The organism is Methylobacterium sp. J-026, from assembly GCF_022829585.1.
Classification (GTDB): domain Bacteria; phylum Pseudomonadota; class Alphaproteobacteria; order Rhizobiales; family Beijerinckiaceae; genus Methylobacterium.
The window spans coordinates 30670-48771 of sequence record NZ_JAKSYC010000138.1 but is presented as its reverse complement, the minus strand read 5'-3'; the positions used below and the strand labels follow the sequence as shown (position 1 = coordinate 48771).

General features: G+C 70.3%; 18 protein-coding genes. 11 read left to right on the top strand and 7 right to left on the bottom strand.

The annotated features are described in order from the left end of the window. Positions 1-10: 10 nt before the first annotated feature. Entirely contained in the window at positions 11-241 is a 231-nt protein-coding gene (locus MKK69_RS13330; RefSeq protein WP_243968385.1) for a glutathione S-transferase, read from the bottom strand. A 287-nt stretch (positions 242-528) separates the two neighbouring features. Here MKK69_RS13330 and MKK69_RS13325 point away from each other — a divergent pair, with 287 nt between their 5' ends. From MKK69_RS13325 to MKK69_RS13300, 6 genes are all read left to right on the top strand, one after another. Then, on the top strand, positions 529-1104 hold the full coding sequence (locus MKK69_RS13325) for an ATPase (protein WP_243968384.1): 576 nt from the start codon (positions 529-531) through the stop codon (positions 1102-1104). Between the two features lie 411 nt (positions 1105-1515). Then, entirely contained in the window at positions 1516-2553 is a 1038-nt protein-coding gene (locus MKK69_RS13320; RefSeq protein WP_409564809.1) for an aromatic ring-hydroxylating oxygenase subunit alpha, read from the top strand. Positions 2554-2738: 185 nt separating this feature from the next. Then, positions 2739-2975 carry a DUF6894 family protein gene (locus tag MKK69_RS13315; protein ID WP_243968382.1) on the top strand — a complete coding sequence of 79 codons (237 nt, stop codon included), beginning with the start codon at positions 2739-2741 and terminating at the stop codon, positions 2973-2975. 88 nt (positions 2976-3063) lie between these two features. After that, positions 3064-4125, top strand: a complete 1062-nt coding sequence (locus tag MKK69_RS13310; protein ID WP_243968381.1) for an MBL fold metallo-hydrolase — start codon at positions 3064-3066, stop codon at positions 4123-4125. Positions 4126-4254: 129 nt separating this feature from the next. Next, positions 4255-5874 (top strand): ABC transporter substrate-binding protein, encoded by a 1620-nt coding sequence (locus MKK69_RS13305; RefSeq protein ID WP_243968380.1) that lies wholly within the window; start codon positions 4255-4257, stop codon positions 5872-5874. A gap of 183 nt (positions 5875-6057) precedes the next feature. Then, positions 6058-6471, top strand: coding sequence for an EF-hand domain-containing protein (locus MKK69_RS13300; RefSeq protein ID WP_243968379.1), 414 nt, complete (start codon positions 6058-6060; stop codon positions 6469-6471). Positions 6472-6585: 114 nt separating this feature from the next. Here the strand turns inward: MKK69_RS13300 and MKK69_RS13295 are convergent, their stop codons facing one another. Next, entirely contained in the window at positions 6586-6861 is a 276-nt protein-coding gene (locus tag MKK69_RS13295) for a DUF2061 domain-containing protein (RefSeq protein WP_243968378.1), read from the bottom strand. Between the two features lie 211 nt (positions 6862-7072). On the opposite strand from MKK69_RS13295, the gene MKK69_RS13290 reads away from it, so the two are divergent. Continuing rightward, positions 7073-7342 (top strand): hypothetical protein, encoded by a 270-nt coding sequence (locus tag MKK69_RS13290; RefSeq protein ID WP_243968377.1) that lies wholly within the window; start codon positions 7073-7075, stop codon positions 7340-7342. Positions 7343-7369: 27 nt separating this feature from the next. On the opposite strand, the gene MKK69_RS13285 is transcribed toward MKK69_RS13290, so the two are convergent. Beyond that, positions 7370-7735 carry a hypothetical protein gene (locus MKK69_RS13285; RefSeq protein ID WP_243968376.1) on the bottom strand — a complete coding sequence of 122 codons (366 nt, stop codon included), beginning with the start codon at positions 7733-7735 and terminating at the stop codon, positions 7370-7372. Positions 7736-7833: 98 nt separating this feature from the next. Here MKK69_RS13285 and MKK69_RS13280 point away from each other — a divergent pair, with 98 nt between their 5' ends. Continuing rightward, positions 7834-8262: a DUF1810 domain-containing protein gene (locus MKK69_RS13280; protein WP_243968375.1), complete on the top strand. Its 429-nt coding sequence runs from the start codon at positions 7834-7836 to the stop codon at positions 8260-8262. 4 nt (positions 8263-8266) lie between these two features. On the opposite strand, the gene MKK69_RS13275 is transcribed toward MKK69_RS13280, so the two are convergent. Both MKK69_RS13275 and MKK69_RS13270 read right to left on the bottom strand, forming a co-directional pair. Further along, positions 8267-10717: a PBP1A family penicillin-binding protein gene (locus tag MKK69_RS13275; RefSeq protein ID WP_243968374.1), complete on the bottom strand. Its 2451-nt coding sequence runs from the start codon at positions 10715-10717 to the stop codon at positions 8267-8269. A 103-nt stretch (positions 10718-10820) separates the two neighbouring features. Beyond that, positions 10821-11456: an HdeD family acid-resistance protein gene (locus MKK69_RS13270; protein WP_243968373.1), complete on the bottom strand. Its 636-nt coding sequence runs from the start codon at positions 11454-11456 to the stop codon at positions 10821-10823. Positions 11457-11661: 205 nt separating this feature from the next. Between MKK69_RS13270 and MKK69_RS13265 the strand changes: the two genes are divergently transcribed. Together MKK69_RS13265 and MKK69_RS13260 are read left to right on the top strand one after the other, a co-directional pair. After that, complete coding sequence (locus MKK69_RS13265) at positions 11662-12945, top strand: HlyD family secretion protein (RefSeq protein ID WP_243968372.1); 1284 nt, start codon at positions 11662-11664, stop codon at positions 12943-12945. A gap of 5 nt (positions 12946-12950) precedes the next feature. After that, the gene (locus MKK69_RS13260) at positions 12951-14594 is read left to right on the top strand and encodes a DHA2 family efflux MFS transporter permease subunit (RefSeq protein WP_243968371.1); all 1644 of its coding nucleotides are present in this window, start codon (positions 12951-12953) and stop codon (positions 14592-14594) included. A 187-nt stretch (positions 14595-14781) separates the two neighbouring features. Here MKK69_RS13260 and murA read toward each other — a convergent pair whose 3' ends face one another. Together murA and MKK69_RS13250 are read right to left on the bottom strand one after the other, a co-directional pair. Beyond that, complete coding sequence (murA, locus tag MKK69_RS13255; RefSeq protein WP_243968432.1) at positions 14782-16071, bottom strand: UDP-N-acetylglucosamine 1-carboxyvinyltransferase; 1290 nt, start codon at positions 16069-16071, stop codon at positions 14782-14784. Positions 16072-16156: 85 nt separating this feature from the next. Then, positions 16157-16369 carry a hypothetical protein gene (locus MKK69_RS13250; RefSeq protein WP_243968370.1) on the bottom strand — a complete coding sequence of 71 codons (213 nt, stop codon included), beginning with the start codon at positions 16367-16369 and terminating at the stop codon, positions 16157-16159. A 330-nt stretch (positions 16370-16699) separates the two neighbouring features. On the opposite strand from MKK69_RS13250, the gene hemA reads away from it, so the two are divergent. Then, positions 16700-17980 (top strand): 5-aminolevulinate synthase, encoded by a 1281-nt coding sequence (gene hemA / locus MKK69_RS13245; RefSeq protein ID WP_243968430.1) that lies wholly within the window; start codon positions 16700-16702, stop codon positions 17978-17980. Positions 17981-18102: the final 122 nt, after the last annotated feature.

The following is an 18102-nucleotide window of genomic DNA, read 5'->3' as shown; positions in this document are numbered from 1 at the left end:
GGACCCGCGCTTACTGTTCGAGCCCGGCGCGCTCGACGCGGCGCGCCTGGAGGGCGGCCTCGAAGCTGCGCAGGGCGCCGGCGAACTTGTCCCGGCACTCCGGGTTGCAGAAGCCGACCACGGCGCCCTTGTAGAGGGTGAGCGAATCGGCCGAGATCGGCTTGCCCGACCACGGGCAGGTCTCGTTGATCGCGTCCTCGATGGTCAGCGCTTCAGTCAACGCTTGCTGGTCTCGCGTCATGCGGGTGCCTCGGCCGGCGGGTCCCGGCGCGGCGGATCGGCCAACGCCCATCGCGCCCGAGGGCGCACACGCGCTGTCGGGCGTTGACCTCCAGTCTCGCGGGACCGGTCGGCTTGGCTTCGGTCGATCTGCTACGGATCGGGAGGGCGGGGCGTAGCCGCGCCGGCACGGAAAGTCAATTTCCTGCGCCGTGGCGGCGCGATCGAGGTCGGCCAAGCGCGTTGCCTTTACCGATCGTTAAGCATGTTCGGATTGTCATCGGGGCCTCTTCGCTCAGGACGCCGCCGATGTCGGAACCCGCCCGCTCCCTGCCGCCGATCGAGGCCGGTGGCCGTCCCGCGCCCGGCCCGCTGCGGGACTGGCTGTCGGCGATGAAGACGCACAGCCCGGCCGAGCCGCGGCCGGAGGAGATCCGCCCGGACGCGAAGGCCGGGCGCGACACCTCCGATACCACGTGGTCGCCCCGGTTCGTCGCCCCGTCCGGGCCGGATGCGGCGGCCGAGGATGCCGACATCTCCGAGCTGATGGCCGAGAACCTGATGCTGAAGGCGAAGCTCCGCCTGGAGGCCGAGCATCAGGACGAGCTCCAGGCGATCCTCGCGGAGGAGATCCGGGTTCTGCGCGCGCACATCCAGGAGGAGATCGGCTCCCTCGACGATCTGCGGGCCGAGCAGGCGGAGATCCGCGCCGAGCGGGAGCGATTCCACACCGAGCGCGAGGCCATGAAGGCCGAGCGTGAACGGGCGTCGGCCGAGCGCCTCGCCCTTGTCGGCGAGCGCGATGCCCTGCGCGAGGAGCGCGACCTGTGGCGCGCCCGGACCGAGGCGCTGGCCCAGCCGCTGTTCCAGCTTCAGAAGCGCTGACGCGACCCTCGGACAGGACCCTGAAACATCGAAGGGCCACCCGCGAGGGTGGCCCTTCCATTGCCGAACCGTGTCGTCCGGCGGAACTGTCCCGAGATCGGGTCTCTGACGCGTCTTAGAGCGACGCGCCGGAGGCGACGGTCCAGGTCCGATGAGCCGAGACACACGGCTGATGACAATGAGACACTGGATCACCTCCTTTCGTTCGTTGCGGGTGGAGCGAAGGTAGGCGGCCCGGGCCGGCTTGTGAAGCCCCGGGGCTGCGCCCGTTTGTCCTCCCCGGGGGCGCGCTTTCCCGCCCCGCCTGCCGGGCGTATGACGGGTGCCCCGTGGTCAGCCCGAACCCCTTTGAACGCCCCCTTCACCAACCCGCCGCGTCCCGCCGACGAGGCCGCCCTCGACCCCGACGCGATGCGCCAGCCGCTCGGGAACGCGTGGTACTGCGTCGGCCAGGCCCGCGGCCTCGGCCCGCCGGGCAGCAAGACCGGCCTCCGCGCCGTGGAACTGAACGGCGAGCAGATCGTGCTGGGCCGCGCCCCCGATGGGACCGCGTTCGCGCTCCGCGACCGCTGCCCGCATCGCGGCATGGCCCTGTCCAAGGGCCGCTTCGACGGCGATACGCTGATGTGCCCGTTCCACGGCTGGCGCTTCGGCACGGATGGGCGCTGCCGCGACGTGCCGACCCTGTCGGAACACGACGCCGCCGACTTCTCCCGCATCCAGGTCCAGCGCTTCCCGGTGCGCGAGAGCGCCGGCTTCCTCTGGGTCAATCCGCATACGGGACCGGACGGCGGGGACGTGCCGGCCGTGCCGGACCTGGATTTCGCGCCGGCGGGCGCTCTGGTGGTGGAACTCGTGGTCGAAGCCTCCTTCGATCTCACGACCCTGAGCCTGGTGGATCCGGGGCACGTGGCCTTCGTCCACGATTCCTGGTGGTTCCGGCCCTCGAAGCAACTCCGCGAGAAGGTGAAGACCTTCCAGCCGGTGCCCCACGGCTTCGTCATGACCAGCCATGCCACCACGACGAGTTCGCCGGTCTACCGCCTGCTCGGCGGCGTACCGGAGGTCGAGATCGAGTTCCGCCTGCCGGGCGTGCGCCTGGAGCGGATCCGTGCCGGTGCGAAGCGTGTCGCCAACTACACCTTCGCGACGCCCCTGACGCCGGACCGGACGCTGCTCACCAACGCCCTCTACTGGAGCATGCCGGCCCTGAACCTGCTCAGGCCGGTGGCCCGCCCGCTGATGCGCCAGTTCCTGACCCAGGATCAGCAGGTGCTCCAGCACGCGCAGGACGGCCTCGACCGCAAGCCCACGATGGTGCTGTTCGGCCAGGGCGACCTGCCCTCGCAATGGTACTTCCGCCTGAAGCGCGAGGCGCTGGAATCGGCCCGCGACCGGCGCGTGTTCGCCAATCCGCTGGAGCGACGGGAGTTGCGCTGGCGCTCGTGAGCGCGGCACCTCAGGATGAGGGCGCGGGCTGGAGGCTCGTTCTGACTGTGACGATGGTTTCAGGCGTTCTTGGTCTGTAGGCCGGTTCGCCGTTAAAACCGTCCATTCCCGAAATTAAGTGCTCGTTAACCATAGCTAGAGCAATGATTGCGAAGCATTACCTCTTATCGAGACGCTTCGGGCCGATGCCTCGCTTCTTCATAGATCTTCACGACGGCTCCCAGCCGATCCGCGACGAGGTCGGCTTCGAGCTCCCGGACCTTCCGGCCGCCCGTGCCAAGGTCACCCGGATCATGTCGGCGATCGCCCGCGACATGCTGCCGGATGTCGAGCGCCAGGATTACGTGGCCTGCGTGCGCGACGGCGTCGGCAAGGTGGTCTACCGGGCGCGGCTCTCGCTCGCCGCCGAGGCCGTCGACTGACCGTCGCCGCGGCCCGGACAGGCCCTGAGGCCCGCCGCCGCAAGGCCGGTGAACTTGACCGGCGCGCGCGATCGGCCATCTCACATCCATGAAACGGCGCAGCCTGCTCACGGTCGCGAGTGCGGCCACGGTGATGACGCTCGGCGGCGTCGGCTATGCCGCCCACCGGCGCGGCAAGAATCCCTATTACCGGGGGCCCGTCTCCGACCATTTCGACGGCCTGCGGTTCTTCCTGCCGGACCAGGCGACCGACAAGTCGCTGCCCGATGTCCTGCGCTGGCAGGCCAAGCGCCAGCGGGAGCCCTGGCCGAAGCGTTTTCCGAGCCCCTATCCGGCGGACCGGCCGCCCGAACGCGTCGCGGGATTGCGGGTCGTGCTGATCGGCCATGCGAGCTACCTCGTTCAGGTCGCCGGCCGCAACATCCTGATCGACCCGGTCTTCGCCAAGCGCGCGAGCCCGGTCCGCTTCGCCGGCCCGAAGCGCGTGAACCTGCCGGGCATCGCCCTGTCCGACCTGCCGCCCATCGACGCGGTGCTGATCACACACAATCACTACGACCATCTCGACGGGCCGGCCCTCGCGCGGATCTGGCAGGCGCACCAGCCGCTGATCGTGGCGCCGCTGGGCAACGACGCGATCCTGCGCGGCTACGACGACACGATGCATGTCGAGACCCGCGACTGGGGTGAGTCGGTCGATCTCGGCGACGGGCTGCAGGTCCACCTGACCCCGGCGAACCATTGGTCGGCCCGGGGCGTGAAGGACCGGCGCATGGCGCTGTGGTGCGCCTTCGTGATCACCTCGTCCCGGGGCGTCCACTACCATGTCGGCGATACCGGCTTTGGCGACGGCGGCCTGTTTCGCGACATCCGCGCCCGGTTCGGGGCGCCCCGCCTCGCGACCCTGCCGATCGGCGCCTACGAGCCGCGCTGGTTCATGAAGGCCCAGCACGTGAACCCCGCCGAGGCCGTGGAGGCCCTGGCGCTGCTCGGGGCCGAGCAGGCGCTCGGCCACCATTGGGGCACCTTCCAGCTCACCGACGAGGGCATCGAACGCCCGGCGGAGGCGCTGTCCGCGGCGCTCGCAGCGCAGGGGATCGCCCCCGATCGGTTCCTGGCGCTGAGGCCCGGACAGGTCTGGGAGGGGTAGGGCGCCGAATACCGACGGCCGCGGCGTTGGGCACGATGCATGCAAGATACCGTATGCAGCCCCGGGCGCGGCGCCCCGACGGATGGGCGGCGCTTCCGGGCGGCGCGTTCCCCTCTGCCGAGAGACACGATGGATTCGATCAAGCCGACACGCCGCTCGCTGATGGCCGGAGGCGCCGCCCTGGCCGCGTTCGGGGCGCCGGACCGGGCCGGGGCGCAGGGTGCGGCCCCCGGCAGCCTGACCTACGGCATCTCGATGACCGATCTGCCGCTGACCACCGGCCAGCCCGACCGGGGCGCCGGCGGCTATCAGTTCACCGGCCTGACCCTCTATGACCCCCTGGTCGCCTGGGAACTCGACGTCGCCGACCGGCCGGGCAAGATGGTCCCGGGGCTCGCCACCGCCTGGGAGGCCGATCCGGCGGATCCCAAGGTCTGGACCTTCCACCTGCGCGAGGGCGTGACCTTCCACGACGGCTCGGCCTTCGACGCCGACGCGGTGATCTGGAACTTCGACAAGGTGCTGAACAAGGAGGCGCCGCATTTCGACCAGCGCCAGGCCGCGCAGGTCCGCCCGCGCCTGCCCGGCGTGGCGAGCTACCGGAAGCTCGACCCCAGGACCGTTCAGGTGACCACCAAGGCGCCCGACAGCCTGTTCCCCTACCAGATGCTCTGGTTCCTGATCTCCTCGCCGGCCCAGTACGAGAAGGTCGGCCACGACTGGGCGAAGTTCGCCTTCGAACCCTCGGGCACCGGGCCGTTCCGCATGGGCCAGCTGGTCCCGCGGGTGCGCCTCGAGCTCCTGCCGAACGTCGGATACTGGAACCCGAAGCGGGTGCCGAAGCTCGGCAAGCTCACGCTGAGCTGCGTCCCCGAGGACCTCGCCCGGGTGAACGCACTCCTGTCCGGCGCGGTCGACCTGATCGAATCGCCGGCCCCCGACGCGGTCCCGCGCCTGAAGGGCGCCGGCATGCGGGTCGTCGGCAACGAGACACCGCATGTCTGGAACTACCATCTCTCGATGCTGGAGGGCTCGCCCTGGCGGGACCTGCGCCTGCGCCGGGCCGCCAACCTCGCCGTCGACCGCGCGGGCGTCGTGGAGCTGATGGGCGGGCTCGCGCAGCCGGCCGTGGGTCAGGTGCAGCAGTCGAGCCCGTGGTTCGGCAAGCCGAGCTTCCAGATCAAGACCGACGTCGATCAGGCGCGCAAGCTCGTCGCGGAGGCGGGCTTCTCGGTGAAGAATCCGGTCAAGGCCACGATCCTGATCCCGACCGGCGGAACCGGGCAGATGCTGTCCCTGCCGATCAACGAGTTCATCCAGCAGAGCTGGGCGGAGGTCGGGATCCAGGTCGAATTCAAGACGGTGGAGCTGGAGGTGGCCTACACCGCCTGGCGCCAGGGGGCGGCGGATCCGAGCCTCAAGGGCGTCACGGCCGAGAACATCGCCTACGTCACCTCGGACCCGTTCTACGCGATCCTGCGCTTCTACGACTCGAAGCAGATCGCTCCGAACGGCGTGAACTGGAGCCACTATCGCAACCCCGAGGTCGATGCCCTGTGCGACAAGGTGAAGGCCAGCCTCGATACGGACGAGCAGAACAGGCTGCTGGCGCGCATCCACGAGATCGTCGTCGATGACGCGGTCCAGGTCTGGGTGGTGCACGACACCAATCCGCACGCCCTGTCGCCGCGGGTGAAGACCTATGTGCAGGCGCAGCATTGGTTCCAGGATCTCGCGACCCTCGCCTGATCCGATCCCCGACCCGCATTCCGACGATTGTCCAACACATGAGGGTCCGGCAACCGCCGGCCCCTTTCTCATGAAGGATCTGTCTTGTCCGTGCCGACGACCTCGGGCCGGCAATTTCGCACTTGCAGCAAAGCGAATCGCGAACTAGGAAGATCGGGCATAATTTTTCGGGAGAATTTGGCAATGACCCTTCGTGTTCTCAGTGGTTTCGCCGCCGCAGCCCTCGCGCTGTCCACCCTTTCGGTTCCGGCCGCGTGGGCCAAGCCCGTGAGCGGCGCCAGCGCCGTGAAGATGATCGACACCGACAGCGACGGCACGGTGGACATGAAGGAAGTCGAGGCGGTGGCCTCCGCGACCTTCGACCGTCTCGAGAAGGATTCCGACGGGACCCTCGACGCCCGTGAGCTGAAGGGTCGCCTGAGCCAGGTCGGCGTGAAGCAGGCCGACCCGGACAGCGACGGCACCCTCGACAAGAAGGAGTACCTCGCTGCGGTCGCCGCGCGCTTCAAGATGGCCGATCCGGACGGCGACGGCACCTTGGACGCCAAGGAGCTGAACACGAAGGCCGGCAAGGCGCTGCTCGCCCTCATCAAGTAACCGCACCGGGTCCCCAACTGGGGTGCCTCCGATCCGAACCCCCGTGGATCCCTCCACGGGGGTTTTTTCGTCGCGGCGCGCCAAACGCGGTCTGTCGGAGGGATACGCCCCCTCTCAGGCGCGGCCCAGACGCACCAGGCCCCAGCCGCGCTCGTGCAGGTAGTACAGTACCGTCTTGGTCAGGGTCTCCGTCGACGCGATGGAACCGGCGATCAGGACATTCCCGGTGAACAGGTAGGACAGCAGCAGCGTGTCGAGGCTTCCGACGACGCGCCAGCTCACGGCCTTGGCGATCGAGCGAAGGCGGGTCTCCCCGGGCGGCGCGGCCGGTCGCGCGCCGGGATCGGGTCGAACCGACTGGTCCTCGGTTGGTGAATCATCGGCCGGCATAGCGATCCCTTCCTGCCCGCCCGGACGCAGCCGCCTGGAGGCGCGGGCCGCCCTGATGGCCCCGACACCTGACGTTCGGCGGCCGGCGATGACAATGGCGCACGCGTGTCGGGGCGTCCGCGCCATTGCGGCGCCGCATCCAACATGGGTGAATGCGGCGCGCCGCGAAACGCTCGACAAACCCGGCCTGCGAGGCAGAAGGGTACGCGCGATGCACCAGCCTTCACGTCGAGATTCCGCGGGCTGCCAGCCCGGATTCTGGGAGACGGTCGCCGGGACGGTGACCGCCAAGGTCGAGCCGGTGATCGGACGGGGCGAGAAGCAGCGCAGTCCGGTGATCGATTACCTGCGTGATCTGGAAGCCCTGGCGCGGCGTCAGTGCGACAACCGCGACACGGTCCAGATCATCGCCTCGGCCCGCTGGCTCCTCGGCGACCGGAGCGAAATCGGTCCGTCGGACGGCCCCTTCGCGCGGACCTGAGCGCGGGGCGGTTCGAACCGGAGCAGGCTACCGGAGAGCGCTGCCGGCGCGCCGGTTCCGCGACCGGAGCAGGAGGATCGTGGCCGCCACCGCCCAGGCTGCGCAGGTCGGCGCCACCCACTGCTGAAGGTTCGGCAGGGCCCATCCATACAGGAATTCGGCGCCGAGATGCGCCTGAACGGCGTCCCAGCCCGCGTGCTTGACGTCGTGCTCGCGCTGGCCGGCCTCCCGGCCGTAATAGTAGGTCGAGACCAGGAGCGCAGCGGTGCCCTCCGGCCGGGGCGTCCGCAGCAGGATCAGGGCGGCCGCCATCCCGCCGGTCTCGAGGATGGCCGTCAGGGCGTGGCTTGTCGCCGGATTCGCGACCATGAAGGCGACGAGGGTGCCGAACATAGGCCGCGCTTACACGAAACCAGCCGGGACGTCAGGGACGCCCTGCATCCCGGAGCGCGCCGGGCCGTTGTCCCACCGAGGCGGCTAGGAGCGGGGCGATGGCGGACGTGCAGGATCTCGGACGCTTCGTCACGGCCCAGGACGGCGTCTATCCGCAGGCCCTCGCGGAATTGCGGGCCGGGGAGAAGCGCAGCCACTGGATGTGGTTCATCTTCCCGCAGATCGCCGGCCTGGGTTCGAGCCCGATGGCGCAGCGCTACGCGCTCGGTTCCCTGGCCGAGGCGCGCGCCTATCTCGCGCATCCGGTACTGGGGGCGCGCCTGCGGGCCTGCACGACGGCGGTCAACGCCGTGTCCGGGCGCTCGGCGCGGGCGATCTTCGGCTCCCCGGACGACGTGAAGTTCCGCTCCAGCCTGACGCTGTTCTCCGCCGCTGCGCCGGACGAGGCCCTCTTCGCCGAGGCGCTGGCCCGGTATTTCGCCGCCGAACCCGATCCGCTGACCCTGGCCAAGCTCGGAACGGGCTGACGCCTCAGCGGCCCCAGAGGCCGACGCGCTCGGCCCGCGCCTGCTCCTCGGCGCCGAGCAGGTCCAGGGGCGCATCCTCCGCGGCCCGGGCCCCGCCCGCCGCCAGGATCAGCCCGGCGAGGTCGTCGCCCTCGATCCGGCACCGGGCGCCGGCGGCGTCGGCAACCCCGGTGCAGACCACCTCGCGCCGTCGCAGGTAGCTCGCGAGCTGGCGGGCGAGATGGCCACGCTCCCCCTCGACGCCGAGGAGGCGCACGGTGCGCCCGCGCAGGGACAGGGTCCCGGTATCGACCACCTCCGGCACGCCCCGGATATCCCCCGCCGCGGCCTGCGCGGGCGTGGGAGCCCGGGCCGGCTCGGACCGTTCCGCGGAGGGGCGCGGCTTCCCCTTGGCCAGCTTCTCCGACGCCCGCTGGACGAAGTCGTGGAAGATCCCGGCGGGCATCTCGCCGCCGAACATCCGGTTCATCGGGCTGTCGTCGTCGTTGCCGACCCAGATCCCCACCACGAGATCCGGGCTCATGCCCACGAACCACGCGTCGCGGAAAGCCTGGCTCGTGCCGGTCTTGCCACCGATGATCTGGCCCGGCACCCGCGCCGCCAGTCCGGTCCCGGACTCGACCACCGCTTGGAGCGAATCGAGCATCGCCGTGCGCGGCTCCTGGGCGAGGGTTGCCCCGGGTGCGGCGTCGGGCTGGACATAGAGCGGCTGCGGTGCCGCCCCGCGGATCGCCTGGATGGCGAAGGCCTGGAGCGGAGCGCGGCTGGACAGCACCGAACCGTAGGCGCGGGTCATCTCCAGGAGGCTCACGGCGCCCGAGCCGAGGACCAGGCTCGGCACGTTCGGCAGGTCGGACTGGATCCCGAGCTTGCGCGCGGTCGCGATCACCGCCGGGATGCCGACCTCCTGGCCGAGCTGGGCCGCCACCGTGTTGATCGAGAGGGCGAAGGCGGTCCGCAGCGGCACCGGCCCGCGAAAGCGCCCGTCGTCGTTCTCCGGCTCCCAGTCGCCGATCTGCACCGGCCGGTCGACCAGCACGGAGTCGGGCGTGTAGCCCTGCTCGTAGGCGGTGAGGTAGACGAGGAGCTTAAACAGGGAGCCCGGCTGGCGCTTGGCCTGGACGGCGCGGTTGAACTGGCTGTCCTCGTAGTCGCGGCCCCCCACCATGGCGAGGATCGCGCCCTCCTTCGACAGCACCACCATGGCCGCCTGGCCGACCTTGCGGCGGCGCCCGTCCTTGTCGAGGCGCCGGGCGACGACGCCCTCGGCGAGACTCTGGAGGTCGAGGTTCAGGGTCGAGCGGACCGTGAGGTCGCCGTCCTTGCCGGCCAACCGCTTCACGTCGCCGGCGATCATGTCGAGGAAGTAGTTGGTGCCGGGGGGCGCCTCGGGCGGCGTCTTCAGGGTCACGCTCTGGCGCCGCGCCGCGTCGGACTCGCTCTGGGTGATCGCGCCGGTCTCGACCATGGCCTGGAGCACCACGTCGGCCCGCTCCTTGGCGCCGCCGAGGTTGCGCGTCGGGGCGAGCTGCGAGGGCGCGCGCACCAGCCCGGCCAGCATGGCCGATTCCGGGAGGTTCAGGGCCTTGGCCGGTTTGCCGAAGTAGCGCCGGGCCGCCGCGTCGGCCCCGTAGGCCCCGGCGCCGAAATAGGCGGTGTCGAGGTAGCCCAGCAGGATCTCGTCCTTGCTCATGGTCGCCTCGACCCGCAGAGCCAGCAGCGCCTCCTGCGCCTTGCGCCAGAGTGTCTTCTCCTGGTTCAGGGAGGTGAGGCGCGCGTATTGCTGCGTGATCGTCGATCCGCCCTCGCGGACGCCGCCGCCCGCGACGTCGCGCCACGCGGCCCGGATGAGGCCGCGCAGGTCGATGCCCCAGTGGCTGTAGAAACGCCGATCCTCGATCGCCACGATCGCCTGGGCGAGATGTGGCGGCAGGTCGGCCGCGGTGAGTTTCTGGCCCCGGAAGCTGCCGCGGGTGGCGAAGACGCGTCCGTCATCGGCCTCGACCGTGATCGCCCGCTGGCCGCTCTCGATGACGGCCCCGCCGAGTGGCGGCAGGGTCAGGAGGGCGGCGAGCAGGTAGACCGCCAGCGCCAGGACCGGGAGCAGGATCACGGCCGCGGCGGCGATCAGGGCCGGGTGCCGGCGCAGGCGGGAGCGGAGCGGCCGGTCGCCACGGAGAGGTGAGGCGGCGGTGGTCCCGATCGGCTCCGGCGATCGGACCACCGGGCCGGCGCGGCGCCGTCGCTCCAGCAGGCCCCGCGCCCGCACAGAGATCGTGCGCGCCAGGCCGGCGATACCGAGGCCGCCCGCGGCGATCAGGGCCCAGAGGCTGCGCGCGAGGTCGCCGGCGGCGCGGCGGGCCTCCCGGGCCGCCGAGCGCGGGTCCGGCCCGGCATTCGAACCTGACGGGGTCGGCCCGTCGGCCGGGCTGCGCTCCGGCGCATCGGGCATCATCGCATGGGGTTCCGGGGCCGGGCGTTCCGGCCGTGGGTCGGTTCTAGAGCATCGTTCGGAACGGTGACCACCGGCCTTTGGGGAAAAGACGGTGCGCCCGGCCTCACCGCAGCCCGGCCGCGCCGTGCCGGTTTCGCAGCTGGATCGCGAGGATCAGCAGGAGAACGCCGAAGGCGAGGCTGTAGCCACCGATCCACCACGTCAGCACCAGGGCCGACATGCCCGGCGCGACGATCAGCGCGATCCCGAACAGGATCGACACGAGGCCGCCCAGGATCAGCCACCAGCGCCCATAATGGAGATGCAGCCGGAACGCGGCCGCGATCATGAGGCCGCCGGTCACCAGCGCCCAGGCGGCGAGCATGAGCACGAAGGCCCAGACGGCGGCGGCCGGCACCAGCGCGGCGGCGACCGCCACCACGATGTCGACCAGCCCCTCCAGGAGCAGGAAGCCCCAGCGCTCGTGACGTTGCGCGGCCCGGACCGCGCCGAGGATGGCGAAGACGCCGTCGGTCAGCATGTAGGCGGCGAAGAACAGCACCAGGGAGAGCACGAACGCCCCCGGGGCGGTGAGGGCGAGGGCGCCGAACAGGATCGCCACGACCCCGCGCAGGGCGACGAGCCACCAGTTGCGGGCGAGCGCCGCGCTCATGGCATCGAGACGCGCGACACCCACCAGCGGGATTCCGGTGGGAGAGGTCGCTGTCGGCCCGGGGGAGGGGGTCGGACTGCTGGTCATGGTGGGACTCCGAATCTGCACGGCCTTGGACGGCCGAGATTCCCGCGCAAAACGCCGCATCGCGGCAACCGTTCCTGTGCAGGGCGGCATCGCTGGGGAACCGCGATGGAACCTTGGGCCGGCGCCCGGCTTTTGAACCGCGAGGCGGGCGATGTGCAGAGCCCGGTCACCGTGAGGTGGCCGGCCCATCGGGCGGCGACTTCCCATGCTTGACGATCAGCGGCAGGCCTCCGAGGCCGAGGCACGCGCGCGGCCGGCCGATAGCCGGCTTGATGCGGGCGACCGGGACGGCGCGGGCCGCGCCCTCTCCGACCGCGACGTCATGGATCTCGGCGGCGATCGCCCAGAGCGGGACCCGGAGACCGCCCGCAAACCCGGCTCGGACGGCGACGATCAGGCCGCGCAGGCCGAGGACAAGGCCGACGCGACGGAGGACGACGCGCAGGGCGACGCGCGGCGCCCCAACATCCTGCGGCGGCACCCCGTCGCGTTCCTGCTCGGCGGCCTCGCGGTGGTCGCCCTGTGCGTCGGGGTGTTCTTCTACTGGCTCCTGTACATGCATCCCTACGAGAGCACGGACGACGCATTCGTCGATGCCCGCAGCATCTCGATCCAGCCCAAGGTCGGCGGCTACCTCGTCGACGTGCCGGTCACCGACAACCAGCACGTCGAGGCGGGGCAGATCCTGTTCCAGATCTATCAGCGCGACTACGCGATTGCCCTCGATCAGGCGAAGGCGCAGGTCGTGGCCGACCAGGCCGCGATCCGGAACATCGATGCCCAGATCCAGGCGCAGAACGCCAATATCGACGTGTCGAAGGCGCAGGTCGCCACCGCCGAGGCGGCCCTGAAATTCGCCCAGGAGGACGCCGCCCGCTACAAGGACCTCGCCGATCGCGGCTCGGGCTCGATCCAGCAATCACAATCGGCGACCTCGACGCTCCAGCAGCGTCAGGCCGCGCTGCAGAGCGCCAATGCCAGCGTGGTCGCGGCGCAGAAGCAGATCGGCTCGCTCGAAGCCCAGAAAGCCTCGACACAGGCACAGCTCGCCCGCGACCAGGCGCAGGTCGAGCAGGCGGAGCTGAATCTCGGCTACACGACGGTCCGTGCCGTCCAGTCCGGCCGCGTCGTGCGGCTCACCGGCGGCATCGGCCAGCTCGCCCAGGCCGGTCAGAGCCTGTCGATGTTCGTGCCCGACGACATCTGGGTCACCGCGAATTTCAAGGAGACCCAGATCACCGACATGCGTCCGGACCAGCCGGTCGACCTGGAGATCGACGCCTACCCGAACCGCAAGATCCACGGCACCGTGGCCTCGGTCCAGCCCGGTTCCGGCACCGCCTTCAGCCTGCTGCCGGCGCAGAACGCCACCGGCAACTACGTGAAGGTCACGCAGCGCATCCCGGTCAAGATCGTCGTCAAGGACTGGCCGAAGGACGTCGCGATCGGCCCGGGCATGTCGATCGTCCCCACCGTCACGGTGCGGTGAGCGGGATGGCCGGCAGCACCGGGGCCGGCAAGGCGGCATCAGGCAAGGCGGCATCAGGCAAGTCCGCCTCCGGCACCGCGCCGGGCGGGCACAATCCATGGCTGATCGCCGGCGTGGTGGCGCTCGCGACCTTCATGGAGGTGCTCGACACCACGATCGCCAACGTGGCGCTGCGCTACATCTCGGGGGGGCTCGCGGTCGGGCCCGACGAGGCGGCCTGGGTGGTGACGAGCTACCTCGTGGCCAACGCGATCACGCTGACGGCGTCGAGCTTCCTGGCCAAGCGCTACGGCCGCAAGGCCTTCTTCATGTGGTCGGTGGGCCTGTTCACCATCGCGTCGATCCTGTGCGGCTTCGCCTGGAGCCTGGAATCGCTCCTGTTCTTCCGGGTGCTCCAGGGACTCGGCGGCGGCGGGATGGCACCGCTCGCGCAGTCGATCCTGGCCGATTCCTTCCCGCCGGCGAAGCGGGGACAGGCCTTCGCACTCTACGGCGTCGCCATCGTGGTCGCGCCCGTGATCGGCCCGACGCTGGGCGGCTGGCTCTCCGACAACGCCTCCTGGCACTGGTGCTTCCTGATCAACGGACCCATCGGTATCATCGCCCTCGGGCTGATGTACTGGCTCATCGAGGACAGCGAGGCAGCCAAGACCGAACGCCGCGCCCTGGTTCGGAAGGGGATCCGCTTCGACATCGTCGGCTTCCTGCTGGTCGCCCTGTTCCTCGGCTCCCTGGAGGTGATCCTCGACGAGGGCCAGCGGAAGGACTGGTTCGGCACCTCGACGCTGATGAACGTCTCGGCCGTGCTGATGGTGGTCTCGTTCATCGCCATGATCCCGTGGCTCCTGAACAAGAAGAACCCGGCCGTCGATCTGAGCCTCATCGGCAACCGCCAGTTCGGCTCCTGCTTCCTGGTGATGATGTTCACCGGGGCGATCCTGATCGCCACCACGCAGTTCATCCCGCAGATCACGCAGGAGTATTACGGCTACACCGCCACCCTGTCGGGGCTGGTGCTCGGCCCGGGCGGCATCGTCACGGTGGTGATGATGTTCCTGACCGGCCGCGTCTCCGCCTACATCCAGCCGAAATGGCTGATCGCCGCCGGCATGGCCATCGTGGCGCTCGGGATGGTCGACCTGACCCGGCTCGACGGCACCACCACCTTCGCGTTCTTCGCATGGTCGCGGGTCTATATCGGGATCGGACTGCCGATGGTGTTCCTGTCGATCACCTCCGCCTCCTACGAGGGGATCCGCAAGGACCAGACCGATCAGGCCTCGGCACTGATCAACGTCGCCCGCAATGTCGGCGGCTCGATGGGCGTCTCGCTGGCCCAGAACATCCTGGCCTACCGCAGCCAGTTCCACCAGAGCCGGCTTGTCGAGACCGTGACGCCCTCCGCGCCGGCCTATCAGGAGACCATGCGGCAGGCGACGCAGTACTTCTCCGAGCACGGCTATGCCGGCGTGGAGGCCCAGAACCAGGCGACCGCCTGGATCGGCACCGTCCTCCAGACCCAGGTCGCTTACTGGGCCTATATCGACGTGTTCTGGGTGCTCGGGCTCGTGGCCGCCTGCGCGGTGCCCCTGGCGCTCAGCCTGAAGACCGTCAAGCTCGGCGGCGGTGCGCCGGCCGGGGGGCATTGACGGAGCTCGTGGTTCGCCGATCGCGATCGGGTGGTGCGATGCGCGATCATCCCGGCGGCGATGCCCGACGCGGTCGCCGGGATCGGAAGCGGGGGCCCCATTCCATACGCGCGGACGGGGGCTTCGTCACGGGCGCGGTGCCGGGCGGCCCCCGGTCTCGACCAGGGTCCCGGCTCCGCGGCGCGACTCAGCTGCGGACGCGCTCGATCCGGGCGCCGCAGCGGGCGAGCTTGGCTTCCAGGGCCTCGAAGCCGCGGTCGAGGTGGTAGACCCGGTTGATCTGCGTCTCGCCCTCGGCGGCGAGCCCGGCGATGACCAGGGAGACGGAGGCGCGCAGGTCGGTCGCCATCACGGGGGCACCCTTCAGCCGCTCGACGCCCTCGACCACGGCCAGGTCGCCGTCCAGCCGGATCTTCGCGCCGAGGCGGGCCAGCTCCTGCACATGCATGAACCGGTTCTCGAAGATCGTCTCGCGGATGTGCGACTGGCCCTTGGCGAGGGTCATCAGCGCCATGAACTGCGCCTGCAGGTCGGTGGGGAAACCCGGGAACGGGTCGGTGGTCACGTCGACCGCCGCGATGCCGGCGCCGTTGCGACGCACCCGGATCCCGCCCTCGACCTGGCTGATCTCGGCCCCGGTGGTCGACAGGATGTCGAGGGCGGAATGCAGCAGGTCGGCCCGGGTGTCCTTGAGGGTCACGTCGCCGCCGGCCATCGCCACCGCCATGGCGTAGGTGCCGGTCTCGATCCGGTCGGGCAGCACCGCGTGGCGGGCGCCGCCGAGCCGGGCCACGCCCTCGATCTCGATATGGGGCGTGCCGGCGCCGCGGATCTTGGCGCCCATCTTGTTCAGGCACTCGGCAAGGTCGACCACCTCGGGCTCCCGGGCGGCGTTCTCGATCACCGTGGTGCCGTAGGCCAGCGCCGCCGCCATCAGCGCCACGTGGGTGCCGCCCACCGTGACCTTCGGGAAGGCGATCTCGGCCCCGCGCAATCCGTTCTTCGTCTTCGCGACCACGTAGCCGGCGTCGATCTCGATCTCGGCCCCGAGCTTCTCGAGCGCCATGATCAGCAGATCCACCGGCCGCGTGCCGATGGCGCAGCCGCCGGGCAGCGAGACCTTCGCCTCGCCGAACCGGGCAAGCAGCGGGGCGATCACCCAGAAGCTTGCCCGCATGGTCGAGACCAGCTCGTAGGGCGCCGTGGTGTCGATCACGTTGGAGGCGGTGAGCCGGATCGTCTGCCCGGTCTCCGTGGTCTGACCGGGACGCTTGCCGACGACCATGTGGTCGACGCCGTGATTGCCGAGGATCCGCGTCAGCGCGGCGATGTCAGCCAGCCGCGGCACGTTGATGAGTTCGAGCGTCTCGCCGGTGAGCAGGCTCGCGATCATCAGCGGCAGCGCCGCGTTCTTGGCGCCCGAGATCGGGATCACGCCGTTGAGCGGCACGCCGCCGGTGATGTGGATGCGGTCCATCATGTATCCTCGGGCGGCGCGCCCAGAGGGGCGCGCGGCCGGCCGTCTTCCCCGCGGACGCTGCGGCGCCCGGGCTTGGCTGTTCCTATAGCCGGGATTTGTCGGAATCTGGACCGCTGCGCGCGACCCCGCCATCGACGATCTGGTCCGCGTCGGGGGAGGGCTGCGCCTCGGCCCGCCCGCGGCCCTGTGCCTTCCGGCGCCGCAGGTTCTCGCGCAGCGCGGCCTTGAGGCGCTCCGCGCGCCCGTCCTTCGCGCGCCCATCCCTGGCGCCCCCCCCGTCCTTGCCGTCCGTCACCGCGCGACCCTTCGCCGCCGCAAGATCGCGGCATGTCCTTGGACCGGCCAGGGTCCGTCTCGGAAGGAAGCGTCGCGGAGGCTCAAGGAACGGGCGCCATGTTCGGGGAATGAGATCGCGTCGACGCTATCGCGTTCGGCCGGCCCTCTCAACGGATGCAGGGCAGCGATGTCGGAACCTTACCTTGAACCAGTTCCAAATCCGCGCGTATCTTCGGCCACTCACGCGAAGGATTGAACCGAGGCCGGACCTCGATCGCGGGATCCGGGTGCCCGATGGCGCCACCCCGCCGGCCGAACACGCGAAGGACGCTCGATGACCGTCACCCGGATGCCCAGCACGGTGCTCGCCCAAGCGGGATCGACGCGCGCCGGCTCGGGATACGAACGGTATTTCCGCGGCGCCCTGGAACAGCTGCACGGCGAGCGCCGCTACCGCGTCTTCGCCGACATCGAGCGCATCTCCGGGCGTTTCCCCACGGCGAAGTGGCGCCAGCCGGACGGCAAGACCGCCGAGATCACTGTATGGTGCTCCAACGACTATCTCGGCATGGGCCAGCATAAGGAGGTGGTGGCCGCCATGACCGAGACCGCCGCCCGCTGCGGCGTCGGCGCGGGGGGCACGCGCAACATCGCCGGCAACAACTCGCCCCTGGTCGATCTGGAGCGCGAACTCGCCGACCTGCACGGCAAGGAGGCCGGCCTCGTCTTCACCTCGGGCTACGTCTCGAACCAGGCGGGCATCTCGACCATCGCCAAGCTGATCCCGGACTGCCTGATCCTGTCCGACGCCTTCAACCACAATTCGATGATCGAGGGCGTGCGCCATTCCGGCTGCGCGAAGACGATCTTCCGCCACAACGACCTCCAGCATCTGGAGGAACTCCTGCGCGAGGCCGGCGACCGGCCCAAGCTGATCGTGTTCGAGTCGGTCTATTCCATGGACGGCGACGTGGCGCCGATCGGCCGGATCTGCGACCTCGCCGACCGCTACGGGGCGATGACCTACCTGGACGAGGTCCACGCGGTCGGGCTCTACGGCGCGCGCGGCGGCGGCATCGCCGAGCGCGACGGGGTGATGCACCGGGTCGACGTGATCGAGGGGACGCTCGCCAAGGGGTTCGGCTGCGTCGGCGGCTACATCACCGCTTCGGCGGCGATCTGCGACGCGGTGCGCAGCTTCGCGCCGGGCTTCATCTTCACGACCGCGCTGCCGCCCGCGGTGGCCGCTGCGGCCCGGGCCTCGGTGCGCTATCTCAAGCGCTCCAGCGCCGAGCGCGAGGCGCATCAGCGCCAGGCGGCGGCCACCAAAGCGGCGCTGACGGCGGCGGGTCTGCCGGTGCTGGAGACCGAGACCCATATCGTGCCGGTGATGGTCGGCGATGCCGAATTGTGCAAGGCGGCGGCCGACCACCTGCTGGAGCGGCACGCGATCTACATCCAGCCGATCAACTACCCGACGGTCCCGCGCGGCACCGAGCGCCTGCGGATCACGCCCTCGCCGTTCCACGATGCCGGGCACATCGAACGCCTGGCTGCGGCGTTGACAGAGACCTGGGAGACCCTGGACCTGCCGCGGGCCGGGACGGTGTTCGTCGAGGCAGCGGAGTAGGTTTTTTCGAGGCTCGCCGCGCCATTCCCTCCCCCGCACAGGGGGGAGGGGGAGCCGCTGTACTCTCTGCGCCCGCCCATCTCCCGCCCCCATCTCGTCTTTTCCGGCGCGCCCCTGTAACG